General features: G+C 40.9%; 18 protein-coding genes and 1 pseudogene. 6 read left to right on the top strand and 13 right to left on the bottom strand.

What is annotated here, in order from left to right; translation table 11 throughout:
* Positions 1-17: 17 nt before the first annotated feature.
* Positions 18-1,082, bottom strand: coding sequence for an NAD(P)/FAD-dependent oxidoreductase (locus tag J7J00_RS15050; RefSeq protein ID WP_214791787.1), 1,065 nt, complete (start codon positions 1,080-1,082; stop codon positions 18-20).
* A gap of 651 nt (positions 1,083-1,733) precedes the next feature.
* Entirely contained in the window at positions 1,734-3,374 is a 1,641-nt protein-coding gene (locus tag J7J00_RS15045) for a PucR family transcriptional regulator (protein WP_214791785.1), read from the bottom strand.
* 450 nt (positions 3,375-3,824) lie between these two features.
* On the opposite strand from J7J00_RS15045, the gene J7J00_RS15040 reads away from it, so the two are divergent.
* Together J7J00_RS15040 and J7J00_RS15035 are read left to right on the top strand one after the other, a co-directional pair.
* Positions 3,825-4,946, top strand: coding sequence for an alanine dehydrogenase (locus J7J00_RS15040; protein ID WP_214791783.1), 1,122 nt, complete (start codon positions 3,825-3,827; stop codon positions 4,944-4,946).
* Between the two features lie 348 nt (positions 4,947-5,294).
* Entirely contained in the window at positions 5,295-6,650 is a 1,356-nt protein-coding gene (locus tag J7J00_RS15035) for an APC family permease (protein ID WP_214791781.1), read from the top strand.
* 244 nt (positions 6,651-6,894) lie between these two features.
* On the opposite strand, the gene J7J00_RS15030 is transcribed toward J7J00_RS15035, so the two are convergent.
* Positions 6,895-7,221, bottom strand: coding sequence for a hypothetical protein (locus tag J7J00_RS15030; RefSeq protein ID WP_214791779.1), 327 nt, complete (start codon positions 7,219-7,221; stop codon positions 6,895-6,897).
* Positions 7,222-7,261: 40 nt separating this feature from the next.
* On the opposite strand from J7J00_RS15030, the gene J7J00_RS15025 reads away from it, so the two are divergent.
* Positions 7,262-7,708, top strand: a complete 447-nt coding sequence (locus J7J00_RS15025; RefSeq protein ID WP_309487176.1) for a DeoR/GlpR family DNA-binding transcription regulator — start codon at positions 7,262-7,264, stop codon at positions 7,706-7,708.
* Between the two features lie 20 nt (positions 7,709-7,728).
* Here the strand turns inward: J7J00_RS15025 and J7J00_RS15020 are convergent, their stop codons facing one another.
* Together J7J00_RS15020 and J7J00_RS15015 are read right to left on the bottom strand one after the other, a co-directional pair.
* Positions 7,729-7,992 (bottom strand): hypothetical protein, encoded by a 264-nt coding sequence (locus tag J7J00_RS15020; RefSeq protein WP_214791777.1) that lies wholly within the window; start codon positions 7,990-7,992, stop codon positions 7,729-7,731.
* A 326-nt stretch (positions 7,993-8,318) separates the two neighbouring features.
* Positions 8,319-8,669 (bottom strand): hypothetical protein, encoded by a 351-nt coding sequence (locus tag J7J00_RS15015; protein ID WP_098372038.1) that lies wholly within the window; start codon positions 8,667-8,669, stop codon positions 8,319-8,321.
* A 539-nt stretch (positions 8,670-9,208) separates the two neighbouring features.
* Here J7J00_RS15015 and J7J00_RS15010 point away from each other — a divergent pair.
* Positions 9,209-9,430 (top strand): DeoR family transcriptional regulator, encoded by a 222-nt coding sequence (locus J7J00_RS15010; protein ID WP_034309346.1) that lies wholly within the window; start codon positions 9,209-9,211, stop codon positions 9,428-9,430.
* 85 nt (positions 9,431-9,515) lie between these two features.
* Here J7J00_RS15010 and J7J00_RS15005 read toward each other — a convergent pair whose 3' ends face one another.
* The gene (locus J7J00_RS15005) at positions 9,516-10,238 is read right to left on the bottom strand and encodes a pseudouridine synthase (protein ID WP_076364518.1); all 723 of its coding nucleotides are present in this window, start codon (positions 10,236-10,238) and stop codon (positions 9,516-9,518) included.
* A gap of 122 nt (positions 10,239-10,360) precedes the next feature.
* Positions 10,361-11,962, bottom strand: coding sequence for a putative polysaccharide biosynthesis protein (locus J7J00_RS15000; protein WP_214791775.1), 1,602 nt, complete (start codon positions 11,960-11,962; stop codon positions 10,361-10,363).
* Positions 11,963-12,167: 205 nt separating this feature from the next.
* Here J7J00_RS15000 and J7J00_RS14995 point away from each other — a divergent pair, with 205 nt between their 5' ends.
* A complete protein-coding gene (locus tag J7J00_RS14995) occupies positions 12,168-13,433 on the top strand; it encodes a BaiN/RdsA family NAD(P)/FAD-dependent oxidoreductase (RefSeq protein WP_144526490.1) in 1,266 nt (421 codons plus the stop codon).
* Positions 13,434-13,548: 115 nt separating this feature from the next.
* On the opposite strand, the gene J7J00_RS14990 is transcribed toward J7J00_RS14995, so the two are convergent.
* From J7J00_RS14990 to J7J00_RS14980, 3 genes are all read right to left on the bottom strand, one after another.
* On the bottom strand, positions 13,549-13,863 hold the full coding sequence (locus tag J7J00_RS14990) for an MGMT family protein (RefSeq protein WP_214791772.1): 315 nt from the start codon (positions 13,861-13,863) through the stop codon (positions 13,549-13,551).
* A 19-nt stretch (positions 13,864-13,882) separates the two neighbouring features.
* Positions 13,883-14,443 (bottom strand): MEDS domain-containing protein, encoded by a 561-nt coding sequence (locus J7J00_RS14985; RefSeq protein WP_214791770.1) that lies wholly within the window; start codon positions 14,441-14,443, stop codon positions 13,883-13,885.
* A gap of 240 nt (positions 14,444-14,683) precedes the next feature.
* Positions 14,684-14,854, bottom strand: coding sequence for a hypothetical protein (locus J7J00_RS14980; RefSeq protein ID WP_169803975.1), 171 nt, complete (start codon positions 14,852-14,854; stop codon positions 14,684-14,686).
* Between the two features lie 147 nt (positions 14,855-15,001).
* Between J7J00_RS14980 and J7J00_RS14975 the strand changes: the two genes are divergently transcribed.
* Positions 15,002-15,931, top strand: coding sequence for an SDR family oxidoreductase (locus J7J00_RS14975; RefSeq protein WP_214791768.1), 930 nt, complete (start codon positions 15,002-15,004; stop codon positions 15,929-15,931).
* 106 nt (positions 15,932-16,037) lie between these two features.
* Here J7J00_RS14975 and J7J00_RS14970 read toward each other — a convergent pair whose 3' ends face one another.
* The 3 genes and pseudogenes from J7J00_RS14970 to J7J00_RS28120 all read right to left on the bottom strand — a co-directional run.
* On the bottom strand, positions 16,038-16,223 hold the full coding sequence (locus tag J7J00_RS14970; protein WP_048682016.1) for a sporulation protein Cse60: 186 nt from the start codon (positions 16,221-16,223) through the stop codon (positions 16,038-16,040).
* Positions 16,224-16,287: 64 nt separating this feature from the next.
* Positions 16,288-17,370 (bottom strand): tartrate dehydrogenase, encoded by a 1,083-nt coding sequence (locus J7J00_RS14965; protein WP_214791766.1) that lies wholly within the window; start codon positions 17,368-17,370, stop codon positions 16,288-16,290.
* A 165-nt stretch (positions 17,371-17,535) separates the two neighbouring features.
* Positions 17,536-17,767: pseudogene (locus tag J7J00_RS28120) on the bottom strand (group II intron reverse transcriptase/maturase); the annotation flags it as partial.

Here is a 17,767-nt window from a genome sequence, read left to right as displayed (position 1 = left end):
GAGCTTTTATTTTCCCTTTAAAGTACCCCAGCCGGTTTCATCATTTCCTTGATCAATTCCCTGTTGCGCATTTTAAAGATTTCATTATGGGAAGAAACCATCCCCACTCCGTGAGCGTCAGGCTGGATATATTGCTTTGCTTTGTTTACGGCATTTGCTGCATCTTGAAAAGTACCTGCAATTAGGTTCAATTTACCTTCATGCTTAAGGATATCACCGGCAGCGTATATTCCATCCACCGAGGATTCACTTGCAGAAGTACCTTCAATATAATAATTGTCGGCTATGGCTATATCCACTTTACTATTTCGAAGCAGCGATGTATCACGCTCATACCCATGATTGATGATGACTTCATCGATCGGCAAGTAAGAAACCTCTCCCGTTGCGTGATTCGTCAGTTCAACATGCTCAATTGATTCATGGTCAGCGCAGGCGATCAGTTTTGTAATCGTCGTATTCAAGAAACAAACAGCAGAGCTTTCCATCAATTGCCTTGCTTGTGATTCATGACCTGCTAAACTATCTTTCCTGTAAGTCAGATACACCTTTTTGGCGATGGGCTCCAATTCATTTGCCCAGTCTATAGCAGAATTTCCGCCGCCTGAAATGATCACCGTCTTATCCTTGAATCGATTGAAAGACTTAACAGTATAGTTTAAATTGGAGACCTCAAACCTTTCTGCCCCGTCTATTTCCAACTTTTGCGGATTCAGAATTCCGCCGCCAACCGCGACAATGATCGTCTTGGAAAAGTGCATTTGACCTGAAGCCGTATGTAAAACGAAGATACCTTCTTCATTGCGTGTGATGGATTCCACTTTTTCATTCAAGACGACTGTTGGATTGAATGTTAAACCTTGCTCCACTAGCTGCTCAATTAATTTTTCTCCAGTAGTGGGTCTCAGCCCTCCTACATCCCAAATCATTTTCTCAGGATAGACATGAATTTTCCCGCCTAGCCGTGGCTGGTATTCAATCAGTTTAACTTTCATTTCTCTAAGTCCGCTATAAAAAGTGGAGTAAAGGCCTGCTGGCCCTCCCCCAATAACCGTTACATCAAATAAATCTTGCTGTTCCATTTACGTCCACTCCCCGGTAACCAAGTGTGATTGATTATCATTCTCATTTAATGGTACACTCTTTTTTCATTTTTTACAATAAGCAGTCATTAAATAACTCTGTTCATTTTAAAAATCTACAAAGTTGTTTATTTCCAATCACCAAAACTTACCATTCATTAAGAAAGTATGAATGGTAAATGGAGTAAGGGTATGGGACGTTAATGAATATTATTGCTAAATTATTTTTATCCTCTTTCTTAATATGATTATTGATCGTATTAATAATATGGAATTAAAACTTGCAAGTGATTGGTGCTACGACATACTCCTACATGTAAGTATCATTATGCCTTTAACATATGACATCATCTGTTATCTCAAAATACTGTATCTACTGTATGTTTAATGTTGAAGTTAACCTACCATATTCATGGATAAAGTAGTTTAACAGGATAGTTCCCTCTAATCGCATGCCCGTTTTTTACTATATTAGAAAAGTTGACCCGTTTTAATAAAGTGTTCAACATATCTGTTCGCTGCATTCTGATTAAATCCAATGAAATAGCTACAATCGTATAGAGAGTTTTTTCTTTTCGTATCATTAGAAAGTAGACAAGAGATATTGCGGAATAAAATGTATCCTATGCGCCCGTGGTTGCCGGTTGATAACTACTTCGTAGGTACTCCCACTTGTTGTATGAGTTGATATGCTTTCAAAGCCATTTCAACGTTTAATCTGTTCTCCGGCATATCAAAATCAAAATCAAGAATCTTTTTTATTTTTTCCAGCCGATGATAGAGTGTTTGTCTTACAATATGTAATTTTTGAGCAGTAAGCTTCTTTGATCGATCAAGCTCAAAGTATTTTGCTAAGGTCAGAAGCAATTCCGTTCCATATTCCTTATCATAGGATATTAAAGGAGAGAGATAGTCCTCAATAAAATGGGCTGTATCTTGATCATGTTGAATTAATTGTATCAACCGAAAGATGCCAAGGTCTTCGTAAAAGGCACTTGTTGAAAACGTACGATAATTTAAAGCTAACTGCGCTTCTCGATAACCAGTATGAGCATCCAAAAGTAACTGGTATTGCCGTCCAACGCCTATACGGATTTGGCTGGATTCACCTTCTTTAACATATAGCAAGGCATCGATCACTTTCAAAAAGCGTGCCTTAGAGGAATCGGCAGTTCCGAGATCAATAGCTAACACAATAATTTGATTTCTTATTGAGGTGATATAGGGTGCAAAAGAATATTTTGCGAACCCAGATCGAATTTTTAAAGAATAATGATATATAGCAGATTCATTTTCTTCATCCGATAAACTTAATGAAGACGGATGAAAAACATCTTCGATATCAACGATTGCAACTCGATAATGTATAGAAGCGTGCTTAGATTTTAACGAAATAAATCCCCTTGCTTGTTCCTCATTATTGATGCGTCTATAAAGTAAATCATTTAGCCATGTAGATTCTAAACGTAATCGTTTTTCATCCAAATAATGTTTGCGCAGTAAGTCTTGTGAGATTGCTAGAGAAGCACGATCAAGGATTAGGAAATCGAATTCATCCGATTCACGATCTAAAACCATAACAAGGTACGCCCAGATTTGATCCATTGCCCCGATCGGTTGGAGAAGAATAGTATGGTTTAATGCCTTCCATTCAACAGGCGAATCATTTGTAATTCGGTCATGCCAGTGTTCTTTATCTTCATAAATGGTTTGAAGTAGCTGTTCCATAAATTCATTTTTCAATCCTGGAATTGAAAAAGGTGTTCCTTCTATAGGAAGATAGATAATTGGTGCTTCTGTCTTCTGTTGCAACAACTTTAAAATATTTGATAACCCATGAGTAGTGAGTGACAATGAATGGAACTTTCTTGATATCGAATCTAATGTAACCAACTTCTCATGATGAGCATTAATGATAAACGAATGTAGATCCTGTGCTATTTCAACGAAATTTATGAATTCTTTGAAAATAATAATCGGAAAGTTATACTCATTTGCCATCTCGATCATTTCATTAGGGACCTTTTCGAAGTAGTGTCCAAGTTCTATACATAAACATGAGGCGTTGCGTTCGATAAGATTTAACAAAAATGAAGTATTAGAGGAGTCTCTCCATTCAAACCCAAATCCGGTGGAGAGTATCAGTTCCCCTCCCTGAAAGATGGTATCATCAAAAAACGGGATTTCAAGGACATGTGTCCATTTCACTTGACGGTGCAACCCGTTTGCCCCCGCAACTACATCCGTCTTTGTAAAGAGTGAGCGCTTAAGAACATCTTGTACTGTAAGCATGTGTACCTCCTCATTTAATAATTGTTAGCTGTATCATTTTATTATAACTATACTAGAAAGTCTAAGCCCATAAAATATGGATCCCTATCTCTGTTTAACCCCAAGTAATGTTCTTTTACGTGCTTTGATTTGATGAAATACCTTAATCAACCTGAGAATCTTTCATGATGGTATCCATTTACACCATTTTTCATCAGTTATATGTGCGCATGAATATATTCTATAGAATAACGGTGGAGTACTGAAACTACTAAAACATTAGATGAACAATGGAAAAATTATCACTTTTTCACCAATGCTGCATTCATAAAAGTTCAAGATGACCAAGAGTGCTTGGTTAAAAAAAAACTAATATACATTTAACCTCGTGTCTAATGAAAGGGTTATCATTTCCCTGTAAGATTTTAGAATGTTCAATAAATTAAATACAATTAAAAAGGAGAATGAACAATGATAGTAGGAGTTCCTAAAGAATTAAAAACCGCAGAGACTAGAGTGGGATTAAATCCATCATGGGTAAAAAAATTAACAGCTTTCGGTCATGAAGTACTAATACAAAGCAGGGCAGGTGAAGCTAGTGGTTTTGGTGACGAGAAATATATTTTGGCTGGAGCAAAAATAGTAAACACGATTGACGAAATTTATGAGAAGGCAGAATTTGTTGTTAAAGTGAAGGAGCTTCAACCATACGAATACGGCCTTCTTAAAGAAAATCAAATGATAATGGCATGGTTTCATTTGGCAGAAGATGTAAATCATGAGATGACACAGGCATTACTAGATAAAAAAGCAATTTCAATATCAATGGAATTAATCGTTTTACCTGATGGGACAAGACCTACGATTAAACCAATGAGTGAAATTGCAGGAACATTGGCAATGCTTGAAGCAGTCAAATATGCTCAATATGGTTATGGTGGAAAAGGAATACTTCTCCGGAAACTGGCCGGTTTACCGTCGAGCAAAGTATTCATACTTGGTGGTGGCAATGCTGGACTTAATACTGCGCAAGTTGCTGTGGGCCTTGGATTGAATGTAACGATCATGGAAGCCTCAATGAAACGCATCGATTATTTGAACAATCAGTTGCCACAGGTGGACATTTTGTGTTGGGATAAAGATATGATGTTCGAAGAACTTATTCAAAGTGATGTTTTAATTAATACAATTTATCCGATGCCAGGGGTAACCGAACCTCTCATAACACGAGAGATGGTCAGTAAGATGCAACCTAATTCTATTATTATTGATATTGCAGGAACGGGTATAATTGAAACCTCCCGTTATACGACTTTAGAGGAACCAGTTTACTATGAACAAGAAGTCCTACATTACTGTGTCCCGAATATGCCGGCTCTATGTCCACAAACCTCGACAAACATGATGTTGATGACAACCGGCCAATATATTATGGACATTGCGAATAATGGTTTGAAAGAGGTTATAGTAAATGATGTAATAGTAAGAAATTGTATCAGCACTTTGAACGGTGAAATTGTTCATCACGAAGTTGGGATCAATCATAACATGCCTTATACAGAAATTAAAACGGAGTTACTATTGTCCAAATAATAAAGCGTCCTTAGAGTCATCTCATATTCTACGTTTTTCTATTGATTAGAAATCAGTATTCACGTTGAACAAGTCACTACTAAAGAAATTACAGGAGTCCGTAAAGATGCCAGTGAGAAGATTTTTGCAGGAATTATCTATGTTGTTCTGCAGACGGAATTCCTTACGGGGAACGGGAAAATAAGTTCTACACAACAAGTTCATGGATCATTCAAAGCAGGCTCCCTAGCATCTTTCTGACTTTTATATGATTTCTAGAAAACCACGTATTAAAAAAGCTTTGGAAGTAATAATTTGAATCCCATTTATTATAAAAGTTAAATCAGGTAAAAGAGGTGAGTATTTTACATGACAAATTTAAGGAAAACAGATAGAACACTGACACTCATTCCAGTTGTGTTGTTTGGTTTTTCATTTATGGGGTTAACCACAGCTTTTACTACGTATGGTATTGCGGCTAATATTTCCCACGGTACGGTTCCGGGGGCAATGATAGTTGCTCTAGTGGTAATGATGTTTACTGCTTACAGTTATGGGAAAATGGCAATTGCATTTCCATCTTCTGGTTCAGCTTATGTTTATACGCAAAAATCGATCAATCCCTCTGTCGGATTTCTTGTAGGATGGGTAATCTTAATGGATTATTTATTTATGCCAATGGTGAACTATTTAGTATTTGGCATTTTTTTCTCAGCAGCCTTTCCTGCTATTCCAAGTTACATTTGGATTGCAGGTATGCTGATGCTCGTCACTTTTATTAATATTAAAGGATTGAAGTTTGCCACAAGTGTAAACGCATTCATTACGATTTTTGCTTTTCTTTTTATCCTTATCTTTATAGGGTTTTCTATGAAGGAAATTTTCATGGGGGAAGGCACGGCGACTCTTTTATCTTTTGAGCCATTCTATAATTCGAAAGAACCCTTTTCTTATACAATAGCTGGAGCAGCATTATTATGCTTTTGTTTCCTTGGGTTTGAATCAGTTACAGCGTTTGCGGAAGAGACAGTGAACCCTAAGAAAACAATTCCCCGAGCTGTTATTTTAATTACTCTGGGTGGTGGATTAATCTTTACAAGTGTTTCATATTTCTCGTATCTTGTATGGCCAGAGTATCACACATTTATTGATCCTGATTCAGCTGCCTACGAAATTATTAAACTTATTGGCGGAAAGGCGATGTACTCAATATATCTTGCGCTTTACGCATTAGCTGTATTGGGCAGTGCCATGTCATCCCAGGCAAGTGCATCACGAGTCCTCTATACGATGGGAAGAGATGGACGGTTTCCTGAAAAGTTCTTTGGCACCCTGCACCCGAGATATAGAACACCCGTAAATAATATCCTGATCATTAGTGTTGTCTCTTTGCTTGCTTTATTTTTAAGTTTAGATCTTGTAGCATCATTTATTAATTTCGGGGCGTTTCTTGCGTACACATGTGTAAATATTTCCGTAATTGCCCATTATTACATTAGAAATAGAGAACGTTCGGTAAAAGGAACTGTCTTATATTTATTTGTTCCTATTATTGGAGCTGCTCTTGATATTTTACTTCTTGTGAATCTTGATGCGCACTCAAAAGTACTTGGAGTAAGTTGGTTAATAATAGGCTTCATTTATTTACTTGTATTGACAAAAGGACTAAAAAAACAGCCACCAGAATTGAAAATCGAAGAAAATTATGGTGTAGATTTGAAATAAATTCACGATGTTCATAAGAAAAATGAAAAACGGTTTAGACACATCTATTGTCGGTATGAGACCCACAGGTCATTACTGGATTACTCTATCGAATGGATATCTAACGAAAAGATTGATGGCGTAAGTCTATCCTCACCTTGTAAAATGAAATAAAAAGAATCGAGATAACACTCAGTGAAAAAGTGCAGCAATCCATCAATCCTACTCAAGGATGAAAGATGCTGCACTTTTCTGGCACTGAATGTTAGCTTGAATGAGGTCTTTTCCCTTCTGTTATAAGAAGGTTGATTTGATCTATGAGTTCAGGCAGTTCCTCGATCGTTTTGATGGTGAAGCCTGCCCCATTTTGCATAAAGGTGTCTGCCGTTTTAGAGATGAGATTTTGTTTATCTCGTTCCGGTAAACTTGTATACTCATTCAAACTCAATCCCATCTCGGAGCTTCCGACAATGATTCCGACCGACCATACCCCAGCATTGACTCCCTCTTGCATATCGGAAATGGTATCTCCTACCTTCACTACCTTCCATGATGCGGTTAACTTCAATTCTTCCATATTCCGATATATCATGTAAGGATATGGCCTTCCAATCGAATGGGTTGCATCCGGGGTGACATGGAAATCCGGCCGATACCCTTTTTTCAAAGCATTTACTACCAGTTCGATCCCTGTTGTAAATGAGCTCATTCATAGCGATATCGAGATCTTGATCATAGGGGGGAAAGTCAGGCAAAATGAACAATCCATTGTTGCATTTGACTACTTATTCAACTTTAGTGAATTGAATATTTCAAAAACATTCATTTGTGCGAGTGGCATAACCGTTGAAAAAGGCATATCCGACTATAATCTAGAAGAAGCGAATACACGAAAAAAAATCATTGATTTATCTCAAGAAGTCTATGTTGCCGCTGCTGACAGCACAAAGTTCGGGAAAGACGTGACCATCGGGATATCGCCACTGGATAAAATCGATTACATCATCACTGACGATCATGTACATAAAGATTTCATCTCTTCGTTTAAAAAGACCGACACACTTTTGATTCTTTCTTAAAAGCAAGAAAAAAACGGGAACTATACAGTAGTATAGTTCCCGTTTTTCAGTTTGTAGACAAAAGGGGTTCGGCGAAGGCCAAATGCATTTGGAATGAAGAACGTTTTAACAAATGACGGGGAAATCCATAATTGCCGGACTAAATGATGTTCAGGGACCAATTGAACCAAAACATCACCTTCATCACAACGTTGATTTCCTCTCCAGGCACACGCTTTGCGCCTGCTGGGTCTCCCTTTGACTCGCATTTCCCGCAGGAGTCTCGCGCCTTCCGTTCCAATCAACTGGAATGTTTTTTAAAAAAGATCTGCAGCTAAACTCGCTGGATTGAAGAAATTTGCGACACTCCTGCCGAAAAACTGGCTAGCCGAGACCCCACAGACGCTTGCTTTGATGCGGCTTGGCAGACAGTCGGCGGAAAGGGAGCGGATTTCTGAAATCAACTGCAACTTGAAATAAAAAAACTGTGCCCTCCATCAATGGAGTGAAACTCAAGCTGTTTTCATGGCTTTGACTCTGACCGGGTCCTTGCGATTCCCATAAAGTTGAGCCAAGTATCCTACTTAAAATTCCTTTCATGCTGACATACCGGGGCATTTTCATGATCCAATTAATTTACGAATAGATATAACTTTCTATGATATTCCACAAATGCCTGCTGGTCCTTTTCCGTGTAGTCCATCCACTTTACTTTCTTGCATCTTTCCTCTAATCTCTCATTCAGTTCATCTTCTATTTCATTCATGAAACGAATGATTTCCCCATAAGGCATATTGAAATGACGGGCTGCGAGCCTGGGCGGAGAATGCTTTACAAGCAATCTCATGAATTGATCGACCGTGTCCGCCTTCGATGCAAGATAATCTTCTTCGTTCACGATGAATTCATACACTTGTTTTTTGACGCCAGAAAGTCTGGTTACTTCGTCGCGCAATAAAAACTCCATTAATCTTTCGTTCATATGGCTCTACCTCGAATTGGTTTATATTTAAATCCTTTTAGATATGTATGAAAAATCTATACTGCCCGATACCTCATTATGACATCGTAACCGCAAGCCATCAAGCACCTATTCATACACAAAGCGTAATAATTACGATTTATAATCATTTTAAGTAAAGTAACATGGACATGCCTTAAATGTCAACGTTCGTGTTGTGTGACATCTCGAATCTCGAAATGCATATTAAGCGTCCTGTATTGGCAAAATATGAACAAGAACAAATGGAACAACTCTTTATTAATTTTGTATATGTTTAAAGAATAATTTTGTTAAAATTTGATATAATAAATGTAATATTTAGTTAATTAGTATCTTTTCCTAGAATTTGCTTTTGCAAAGGGTTAGAATGAAGCTAATGACATCTTATTTTTTCTAAATGTTTCCGAGGAGTTATAGGGTGGGTATAGCAAGTACATAGTGACAGCTGAAATGCTGTCCGACATATCGGTTGTTTTCATTTGTTCAAAATAACAATGAAAAGAATAAGGAGTGATTTTTTGAAACCTTCAACAAATCGCATGTTAACCCGTATTAAATCCGTTTATATGTTCATTAGTAATAACGGTACGGTTTCTACTCAAGAGCTTGTAGAAGAATTTGGCATCACTCCTCGAACTGTGCAGCGCGATTTAAATGTCTTAGCATACAATGACCTTGTTCAAAGCCCAAGCCGAGGCCTTTGGACGACAACAAGTAAAAAGGTGAAGATGTCATCGTAAAAAGAACGACCACCCGAACAAGATCGATATGTAAAATACTTTGAGGCAGACAATTTTTGTCCGCCTCATTTTTTATTTCCACATATCATTCAGCCGGTTGACCCGCCTTTAGCTGTTCAAGTTCCTCCGCCGTCAACTCACGGTATTCACCAAGCTCAAGTTCCTCATCAAGCTGTAAACTCCCCATGGAAAGACGCTTTAGGTAGACGACACGTTTGCCAACGGCCTCAAACATCCGCTTCACCTGATGGAACTTCCCTTCCATGATCGTCAGCTCGATATCCGATGTCAGACCTGATTTTAAAATGTTCAATTCACCTGGTTTTGTTTCGTATCCATCATCCAAGGTCACGCCGTTGCGGAATGCCTCGATATCCCGTTCCGTCACTTCGCCATCAATGACCGCAAAATATGTTTTAGGGACATGTTTCTTCGGGGAAAGCAGTTGGTGGGCAAGCTTTCCGTCATTCGTGATCAGCAATAAACCTTCTGTGTCCTTATCAAGACGGCCTACAGGAAATGGCTCGAAAACCGAATCTTCCGGCTCCAAGATGTCGATGACCGTTTCTTGGTAGTTGTCTTCCGTTGCCGACAATACTCCTGGCGGTTTATTCATCATTAAATAGATGAATTCCCTGTATTCAACCCGTTCACCATGAACTGTCACGATTTCCGTATCAGGGTCCACTTGTTCCTTCGGGTCCTTGAGCAGCCTGTCATTGACCTTGACGGCGCCGGATTTCAGGAGCTTTTTCACTTCTTTCCTGCTGCCATAACCAATATTGGATAAAATCTTATCAATTCTCATCGTTTCCTCCTAAAGCCTTTTCCATAAAAAGCCTTGCCCACTTTAATGAAAGGCAAGGCCAATATATTTAAATCTGGGGATTCATATTCAATACCCTTTTTTTTACACATCAAACTTCCAGCTTATAATCCTAATTTAGCTTTTAACCGATCGATCCGGGCACCGAACAAACGGTGGGCAAGTTTGCTTTTCAAGGAAAGCGCCGCATAAATGAGCGCTCCAAAAATTGCACAAACGGCCGCGATCAATATCGCCTGGAATCGCCCTTCCGTTGTAAGCCACAGCGATAATAAACTGTTCATGCCCCATGCAGCCAGTCCCATTATCACTGAAAAAACAGAAATCAAAACAGATCTTCTGATGGTAAGGCTGTAACGATATCCAGTAAAGTAGGTAATGACATACAAATTCAGCAGCACAGCAGCCAAGTAGCCGAATGCCGTAGCATAAACGGATCCTTCCGTTTCAAACAACCTGATCAAGGGGATATTCAAGCTCAATTTGATTAAAAAGCCCACAAGCAGGCTAAGCACCGTATATTTTTGCTGATTGATCCCTTGTAAAATGGCCGCCGAAACGGAAAAAAGCGCAAACAAGATGGAAACGGGCGCATATGCCTTCAGGACGCTGATTCCAAGTGGATCATGGCTGTAAAAGGCACTATAGATTGGATCGGCTAGCACCGACATGCCAACGACCGCCGGAATCGTAATAAACAACAAAATTTGGAAAGCTTGGTTCAGCTGGCGGTTTAACTCTTCCGGATCCTCGCTTACATATGCCTTCGTCACCGAAGGGAGAAGCGCCATTGAAAACCCGGTTGCAAGCGTCATCGGAATCAAAACAAGCTTCTGGGCATATACATTCAACACCCCAAGGGCATCTTCTGCGACATGCTGCAGCCCGATGGACGACATCGCCTTATTGAAAGACAATAAGTCCGCAAACTGAAACAATGGCATCGCGATTCCGACGAATATGAAAGGAATCGACGATAGAAATATTTCTTTATAGATCTCCTTCAGGGAAATTTCCATCGTCCCCCGGTCTTTCTTCATCAAGCTGTCCAAATGGGGTTTTTGTTTTTTCCAATACCAAAATAACACTACTAAACCGCCGACAGCCCCGACCGTCGCCGCGAAGGTAGCTATTTGGATGGCTCTCACTAACTCTCCATCAAGGACATACAAAACAACATACACACCGGCTAAAAGGAACACGATGCGGACAATTTGCTCGATAACCTGAGATATGGCTGTTGGCTCCATCGCTTCATGACCTTGAAAGAAGCCGCGGATGATGCTCATGAACGGTACAAAAATCAAGGCGAAGCTGACTGCCCGTATGATCTCCGTGACATCTTTGACATCTTCCTGCCTGACCCCAAAGACTCCAGTGAACATCGGTGCCATCGTATAGAGAATCAGAAAAGCAAGAAAACCGGTGACAACCATTAATTTCAGACTCGATTTAAATAACTTCTCACCGACGGCGTACTCCTCGAGCGCATTATACTTCGAAATGAATTTAGAAACAGCAAGCGGCATGCCTGCCGTTGCAAAGCTAATGAAAATGGTATATGGAACGTACCCATATTGATAGAGGGTAGCCCCTTTATTCCCAACCATATGTTCAAATGGGATGACGTAAAATAAACCAAGTACCTTGGAAATAATCGCTCCCAGCGTTAATATAAAAGCCCCTTTTAAAAATTTAGATGACATCTAATCCCTTCCTGCCTCTGTCAGTTACGTTTCACACGCTCTTTATCTTATCATATTAAAGTATTTTTTCTATAGAAAACTACAATCAAGTTTATCGTTTTCGAAGATAATACACAAACAAATAATTCCTTTTTTTCTACATTCGCAATCTGACGGGCTCTTGCTATATAATGAAGGGACTGAAAATGATAAAGTGGTGATCAATTTGAAATATGATGTAGTAGTAATTGGCGGCGGTCCTTCCGGATTGATGGCAGCAATTGCAGCCGGGGAAAAAGGGGCCAATGTCTTGTTAGTGGATAAGGGCGAGAAGCTTGGCAGGAAGCTTGCCATCTCGGGCGGCGGACGCTGCAACGTGACGAACAGGCTCTCAATCGATGAAATCATTCAACATATCCCTGGAAACGGGCGATTTCTATACAGTGCTTTCTCAGAGTTCAATAATGAAGACATTATTCAATTCTTTGAAAAATTGGGCGTGGCCCTTAAAGAAGAGGATCATGGCCGGATGTTCCCTGTCAACGATAAAGCGCAAAGTGTCGTGGATGCCCTTCTGACGCGCCTGTCTAATTTAAAAGTAACGATCTATAAGAACTCTCCAGTTGCGGAAGTTCTCTATGAACATGGAAAAACAAGCGGTGTCCGGTTAAAAGATGGACAGACCATTGATACAGATGCAGTCGTGATTGCAGTCGGCGGGAAATCAGTTCCCCACACCGGTTCAACCGGCGACGGCTACGCATGGGCTAAAAAGGCGGGGCATACGATTACCGAACTGTTCCCAACTGAAGTTCCCGTACTTAGCCATGAAACATTCATTAAAGATCGCACACTTCAAGGTCTCGCACTTCGCGATGTTTCATTGAGTGTCCTTAATCCAAAGGGCAAGGCCCTGATCACACACCGAATGGATATGCTCTTCACCCATTTTGGCGTCTCCGGTCCAGCTGTTCTAAGATGCAGCCAATTCGTCGTGAAAGCGATGAAAAAATGGAACCTGTCGGAAGTGACAATGAAACTCGATGCCCTGCCGGACCGAAACAAGGAAGAGGTCTTTCAAGACATCATGAAGGAAATCAAAGCCGAACCGAAAAAAGCCATTAAAAATACCTTAAAAGGTTTAGTTCCTGAACGATACCTTCACTTTCTGCTTGAGCGAAGCGGCATTGACCTTCAAGAACAAGGAGCGACGATATCAAATGAAAAAATCCGCCGCTTTGCAGAGTTATGCAAGGACTTCCAATTCGGAGTACACGGCACCCAGCCGCTAGAAAAAGCCTTCGTAACAGGCGGCGGCGTATCCGTCAAAGAAATACACCCAAAAGAAATGGCATCCAAACTGATGGACGGACTGTATTTCTGCGGTGAAATTCTGGATATACACGGATACACAGGCGGCTATAATATCACATCGGCATTAGTAACAGGAAGACTCGCCGGAATGAATGCTGCCATGTATGCCCGATCATAATTCCTAAAAAGAGGCTGATCCGCTTGGATCAGCCTCTTTTAATGCGTTCGTTATTTGGCCGTCCCGCAGTTTTCTAGTCCGCAACCGCGCCGCCTCTTTTATCCGGTTTTCCCGTTTAAAATACTTCTGGATGATAGCGGAAAGCTTCGAGGTCAATGGTATTCCGTTCCGTGAATGTAATGCCTTCACTCTCGAGCATCGCCTTCTGGTGTTCTGCGGCGCCCTCTGCTTTTATGCCGATTTCTCCCTTGGCATTAATTACCCGGTGCCATGGAAGGTCATGTTTTTTGCTGCTTGAATGAAGGATCCTTACGACCTGCCTTGCACCGCGCGGACTACCGGCGAGCTGTCCGATTTGACCATATGTCATCACTTTACCGCAAGGGATGTGTTGAATGATAGTAATTACCCGTTCAGTAAAACTTTCCAAATAACTCGCCCCTTTTATTCTATCCGTTTGCTAACATCGTGATTTTTTCATCGGTTATCAGGACCCCATGATGCTTGATCAAGTTTGTTTTAAGCTCGGCAGGCATTCTGCAGTCATCGTATGCACAAACAGAAATCAATCCTCGTTCCTTGATCAGTTTGTCGATTCCTTTTTCATATTCGCCTATCGCTAAGCTGACTTGATCGTCATGGCCCCATTCAACATGGCCCCAAGTCCGCACGTGCTGATTGCGTTTAGTGTATATATCGATATTTTCCAAGAAATAATTAACCATCGTCGAAGGATGGAAGTCTCCATGAAAACAATAAAAATCAAAATTATTCATAAGATGCACTTGCTCCAATTGCTCCTCATTTAAATGAAGCTGCAATTTCTTATACACGAAAGGAAAGATACGGTCATTTTCGACGACCAGGATATGGTCTCCCTGTTCAACACCGGCAATGATGAAAGTTGCCTCTTTTTCAATGTAGGCTTCCAATTCATTAAAACAGTATAAAATATGGCCACCATCCGATTGCTGTATATTTTCTAGTAGTAGTATCATTTTATTATCCAAAATGGCTCTCTCCTTCAAATACACCAGTCCGCACTATGTATTATATATAACTTTAACCAAAATCTCCGTATTTGTAAAATTCATAGAAGAATATAGTCATTTTCCCCTAATGTCATCTGTTATGATCGGGAATTTCGTTGAGTCGAATTGAGGCTGCATTTAGTCCACTCATTGAAAGACCAAGGCAGCCCAATTCAGCAGACTCCGTTCTTCATCCATTTTCCCTTTTTATGTTCACCCTTAAATCACAGGATAATACGGCACATATCGCGGGTTATAATAATATGGCGGTCTTGGTCCGATAAGCGGCAATTCAAAGGTATTTGGGTTGGAATCATATAACAACTCCACTTTTTCATCCGATTGTTCGACCAATAATAACTTCACTTCTTCGCTATAATAATAGGGCATATTGAGGCCTCCAAAAACTTTTTTCTACCCTTTAGCATATTCGCGCTGCCCGGCAACGAGCCCGTCCCCATACATGTTCTTCATGCACGGCATATACCTGATCATCATAAAGTAATCCGACTAAATTCTTTTTTAGGAGGACCCCTCATGGCAGAAGATAAGAAAAAGAAATCATCCGGTAAAAGCTATCCCATGCATCCGAATTATGGAAAGATCACCCGTTATCAAGACGTTCCCATCACGGTTCCTGAGCAACGCCAATTCCGCCAACCTGGTGTAGAAAGATTAATGGTGCCCAGGCCCATCATCGAAAATCCCAATTATAAGGGCAGCGGGAAACTAACAGGAAAGGTCGCATTGATAACTGGCGGAGACAGTGGGATTGGCGCTGCGGCTGCCATCGCTTTTGCTAAAGAAGGGGCAGATGTTTCCATCGCTTATTTGGATGAACATGAGGATGCGAATCGGACTAAAACGAGAATTGAAGAGCTTGGGCAACGTTGCTTACTGCTGCCTGGTGACTTAAGGGATAAGCAGCAATGCATCAATATCGTGGAAGACACAATCGAAACATTTGGAAAGCTCGATATTCTCTGTAACCACGTGGGTATTCAATTTCAGCAATTAAGCTTGCTTGATATTACGGATGAGCAATTCGATGATACCTTTAAAGTCAATATCTATTCCCACTTCTACACGACCCGTGCTGCCCTTCCCCATTTAAAAGCTGGGTCCTCCATCATTAATACATCTTCTGTCGTGACGTTTAATGGGAATAAGCAATTAATTGATTACACGGCGACTAAAGGGGCCAATATTGGTTTTACCCGTGCCTTGGCAAACAGTCTTGTCGATCAAGGCATCCGGGTGAACGCCGTTGCGCCCGGCAGGTTTTGGACACCGCTCATCCCGGCAAGTTTCTCGGCAGACGAGGTGACACAAGTCGATAACCCGATGGAGCGTCAAGGCCAGCCATTTGAACTGGCTCCCACCTTTGTCTATCTCGCTTCTGATGATTCCCGTTTTGTGACAGGACAAACACTACATGTCAACGGCGGGGAAGCGACATCGTCATAATTTCCACATCGAATGTGCCCCCCTCCCCGGGAAGTCACGAAAAAAAAGACTACCTTGGATTGCCCGCCTTGCAGCAATAGGTAGTCTGATATGAATGATACAGCCTTTATTTTTTCTTATAGATGATCATCGCACTGAAACAGTAGATCTGTTCCTCTTCCTCTTCACCTGTAGTGGCGACATTATATTTGATATCGACGATTTGATTATCGCGAATGTCTTCAAGGAAAAAGTTCATTTCGTCCTCTAGATCCTTTTCATGCTCATAATCAAATAATTTGACTTGTATCATCGGCTCTCCCCGCCCTTTTACTATAATGATAGTTATTGTGCAGGATGCCCATTTTTCATGATGATTATACTTGATTTGTTTGTAACGCGGATAATATTGCAACAACTTCATCCCCGACTTCTTCTGTAGAAGCTGCCCCGCCCATATCAGGAGTCAGCGCCTTTTTATCGACCATCACCTGTTCGATCACGTCCAAAATTTTTGCACCCCAAATGTCATGCCCAAAGAAATCGAGAATCTGACTGGCGGACCATATGGTCGCAAGTGGATTGGCGATGCCTTGATGTGCTATATCCGGGGCTGAACCATGAATCGGTTCGAACATCGATGGATAAATCCGTTCCGGGTTTAAATTGGCACCAGCCGCCAGTCCCATCCCGCCTGCAATGGCAGCACCTAAATCCGTGATGATGTCACCGAATAAATTGGAGGTGACGACGATTTGAAAGCGTTCGGGCTGTTTGACAAAATACATGCTTGCCGCATCGACCAAATAGGAATTCGTTTTTACTTCCGGATACTCCTGTCCAATTTCTTCAAAAACCTGATCCCAAAAAACCATTGAATAATTCAATGCGTTCGCCTTGCTTATGCTCGTGAGCGTCCTGCCCGTCTTACGCGCAAGCTCATACGCATAACGGATGATCCTCTCCGTTCCTTTTCGAGAAAAGACCCCCGTCTGCAGTACCACTTCTTCCGGCTTGCCTTTAAAAAGCCAATCACCGGCACCGGAATATTCCCCTTCACTGTTTTCACGGATGACAACCATATCGATTTGGTCACGATTCACGTCTTTTAATGGACAGGGTGCACCTTGAAGCAATTTAACGGGTCGAACATTTACATATTGGTCAAATCCCTTTCTGATTTTCAGCAGAAGTTCACGTAATGAAATATGGTCCGGGACACCAGGGTAACCGACAGCCCCAAGATACACGGCGTCAAACTTCATCAGTTGTTCCAGTCCGTCGTCGGGCAGCATTTTGCCGTGTTCAAGGTAATATTCACAGCCCCATGGAAAATAGGTGAACTCGAAAGAAAAATCCCCGGCAATTGCAGCCACTTCTTTAAGTACCTTTACACCCTCGTTAATCACCTCAGGGCCAATCCCGTCACCCGCAATGACCGCTATTTTATGAACATTCATTCCTCCACTCTCCTTTTTCTATATTTTCTGATTTCAGCATCCTAATTTTAACATTTAATTTTTGCATTCCCGGCAGGAGAGGTTCACACAATCGAGTAGGAGGAGGCGCCTAGCCTCCGACCTCTCACACCACCGTACATACCGTTCGGTATACGGCGGTTCAGTTTAAGTCTGACGTAGTTTTGTATATCGTTCATATAGATTTACTAACCCTTGGTGGTGCCAATAAACATTATTAAGGGTTTTGTCTAGAATAGGACTATGCGCTATGCGCCAATATCCCTTTCTGCTATTTCCCCATTCATATGCTTTTTCAAATGGGACGCCTAATCCTTTGAGTTTCCTCACTCTCGTTCTTGGCAATTTCCATTGCTTCCATAGGCACATCCTGAGTCTT

It is taken from the genome of Bacillus sp. ISL-4 (assembly GCF_018613275.1).
Classification (GTDB): Bacteria; Bacillota; Bacilli; order Bacillales; family DSM-1321; genus Peribacillus; species Peribacillus simplex_E.
This window is presented reverse-complemented; position numbering and strand designations above follow the sequence as displayed.

Excerpts from the sequence above, each read along its gene's own strand:
- J7J00_RS15000 (WP_214791775.1), bottom strand. The coding sequence starts at position 11,962 with ATGTCATCTAAATTTTTAAAAGGGGCTTTTATATTAACGCTGGGAGCG.
- J7J00_RS14965 (WP_214791766.1), bottom strand. The coding sequence starts at position 17,370 with ATGAATGTTCATAAAATAGCGGTCATTGCGGGTGACGGGATTGGCCCT.
- J7J00_RS14970 (WP_048682016.1), bottom strand. The coding sequence starts at position 16,223 with ATGATACAAGTCAAATTATTTGATTATGAGCATGAAAAGGATCTAGAG.
- J7J00_RS15015 (WP_098372038.1), bottom strand. The coding sequence starts at position 8,669 with ATGAACGAAAGATTAATGGAGTTTTTATTGCGCGACGAAGTAACCAGA.
- J7J00_RS14980 (WP_169803975.1), bottom strand. The coding sequence starts at position 14,854 with ATGCCCTATTATTATAGCGAAGAAGTGAAGTTATTATTGGTCGAACAA.
- J7J00_RS14975 (WP_214791768.1), top strand. The coding sequence starts at position 15,002 with ATGGCAGAAGATAAGAAAAAGAAATCATCCGGTAAAAGCTATCCCATG.
- J7J00_RS15035 (WP_214791781.1), top strand. The coding sequence starts at position 5,295 with ATGACAAATTTAAGGAAAACAGATAGAACACTGACACTCATTCCAGTT.
- J7J00_RS15030 (WP_214791779.1), bottom strand. The coding sequence starts at position 7,221 with ATGATATATCGGAATATGGAAGAATTGAAGTTAACCGCATCATGGAAG.
- J7J00_RS15040 (WP_214791783.1), top strand. The coding sequence starts at position 3,825 with ATGATAGTAGGAGTTCCTAAAGAATTAAAAACCGCAGAGACTAGAGTG.
- J7J00_RS15045 (WP_214791785.1), bottom strand. The coding sequence starts at position 3,374 with ATGCTTACAGTACAAGATGTTCTTAAGCGCTCACTCTTTACAAAGACG.
- J7J00_RS15005 (WP_076364518.1), bottom strand. The coding sequence starts at position 10,238 with ATGAGAATTGATAAGATTTTATCCAATATTGGTTATGGCAGCAGGAAA.
- J7J00_RS15050 (WP_214791787.1), bottom strand. The coding sequence starts at position 1,082 with ATGGAACAGCAAGATTTATTTGATGTAACGGTTATTGGGGGAGGGCCA.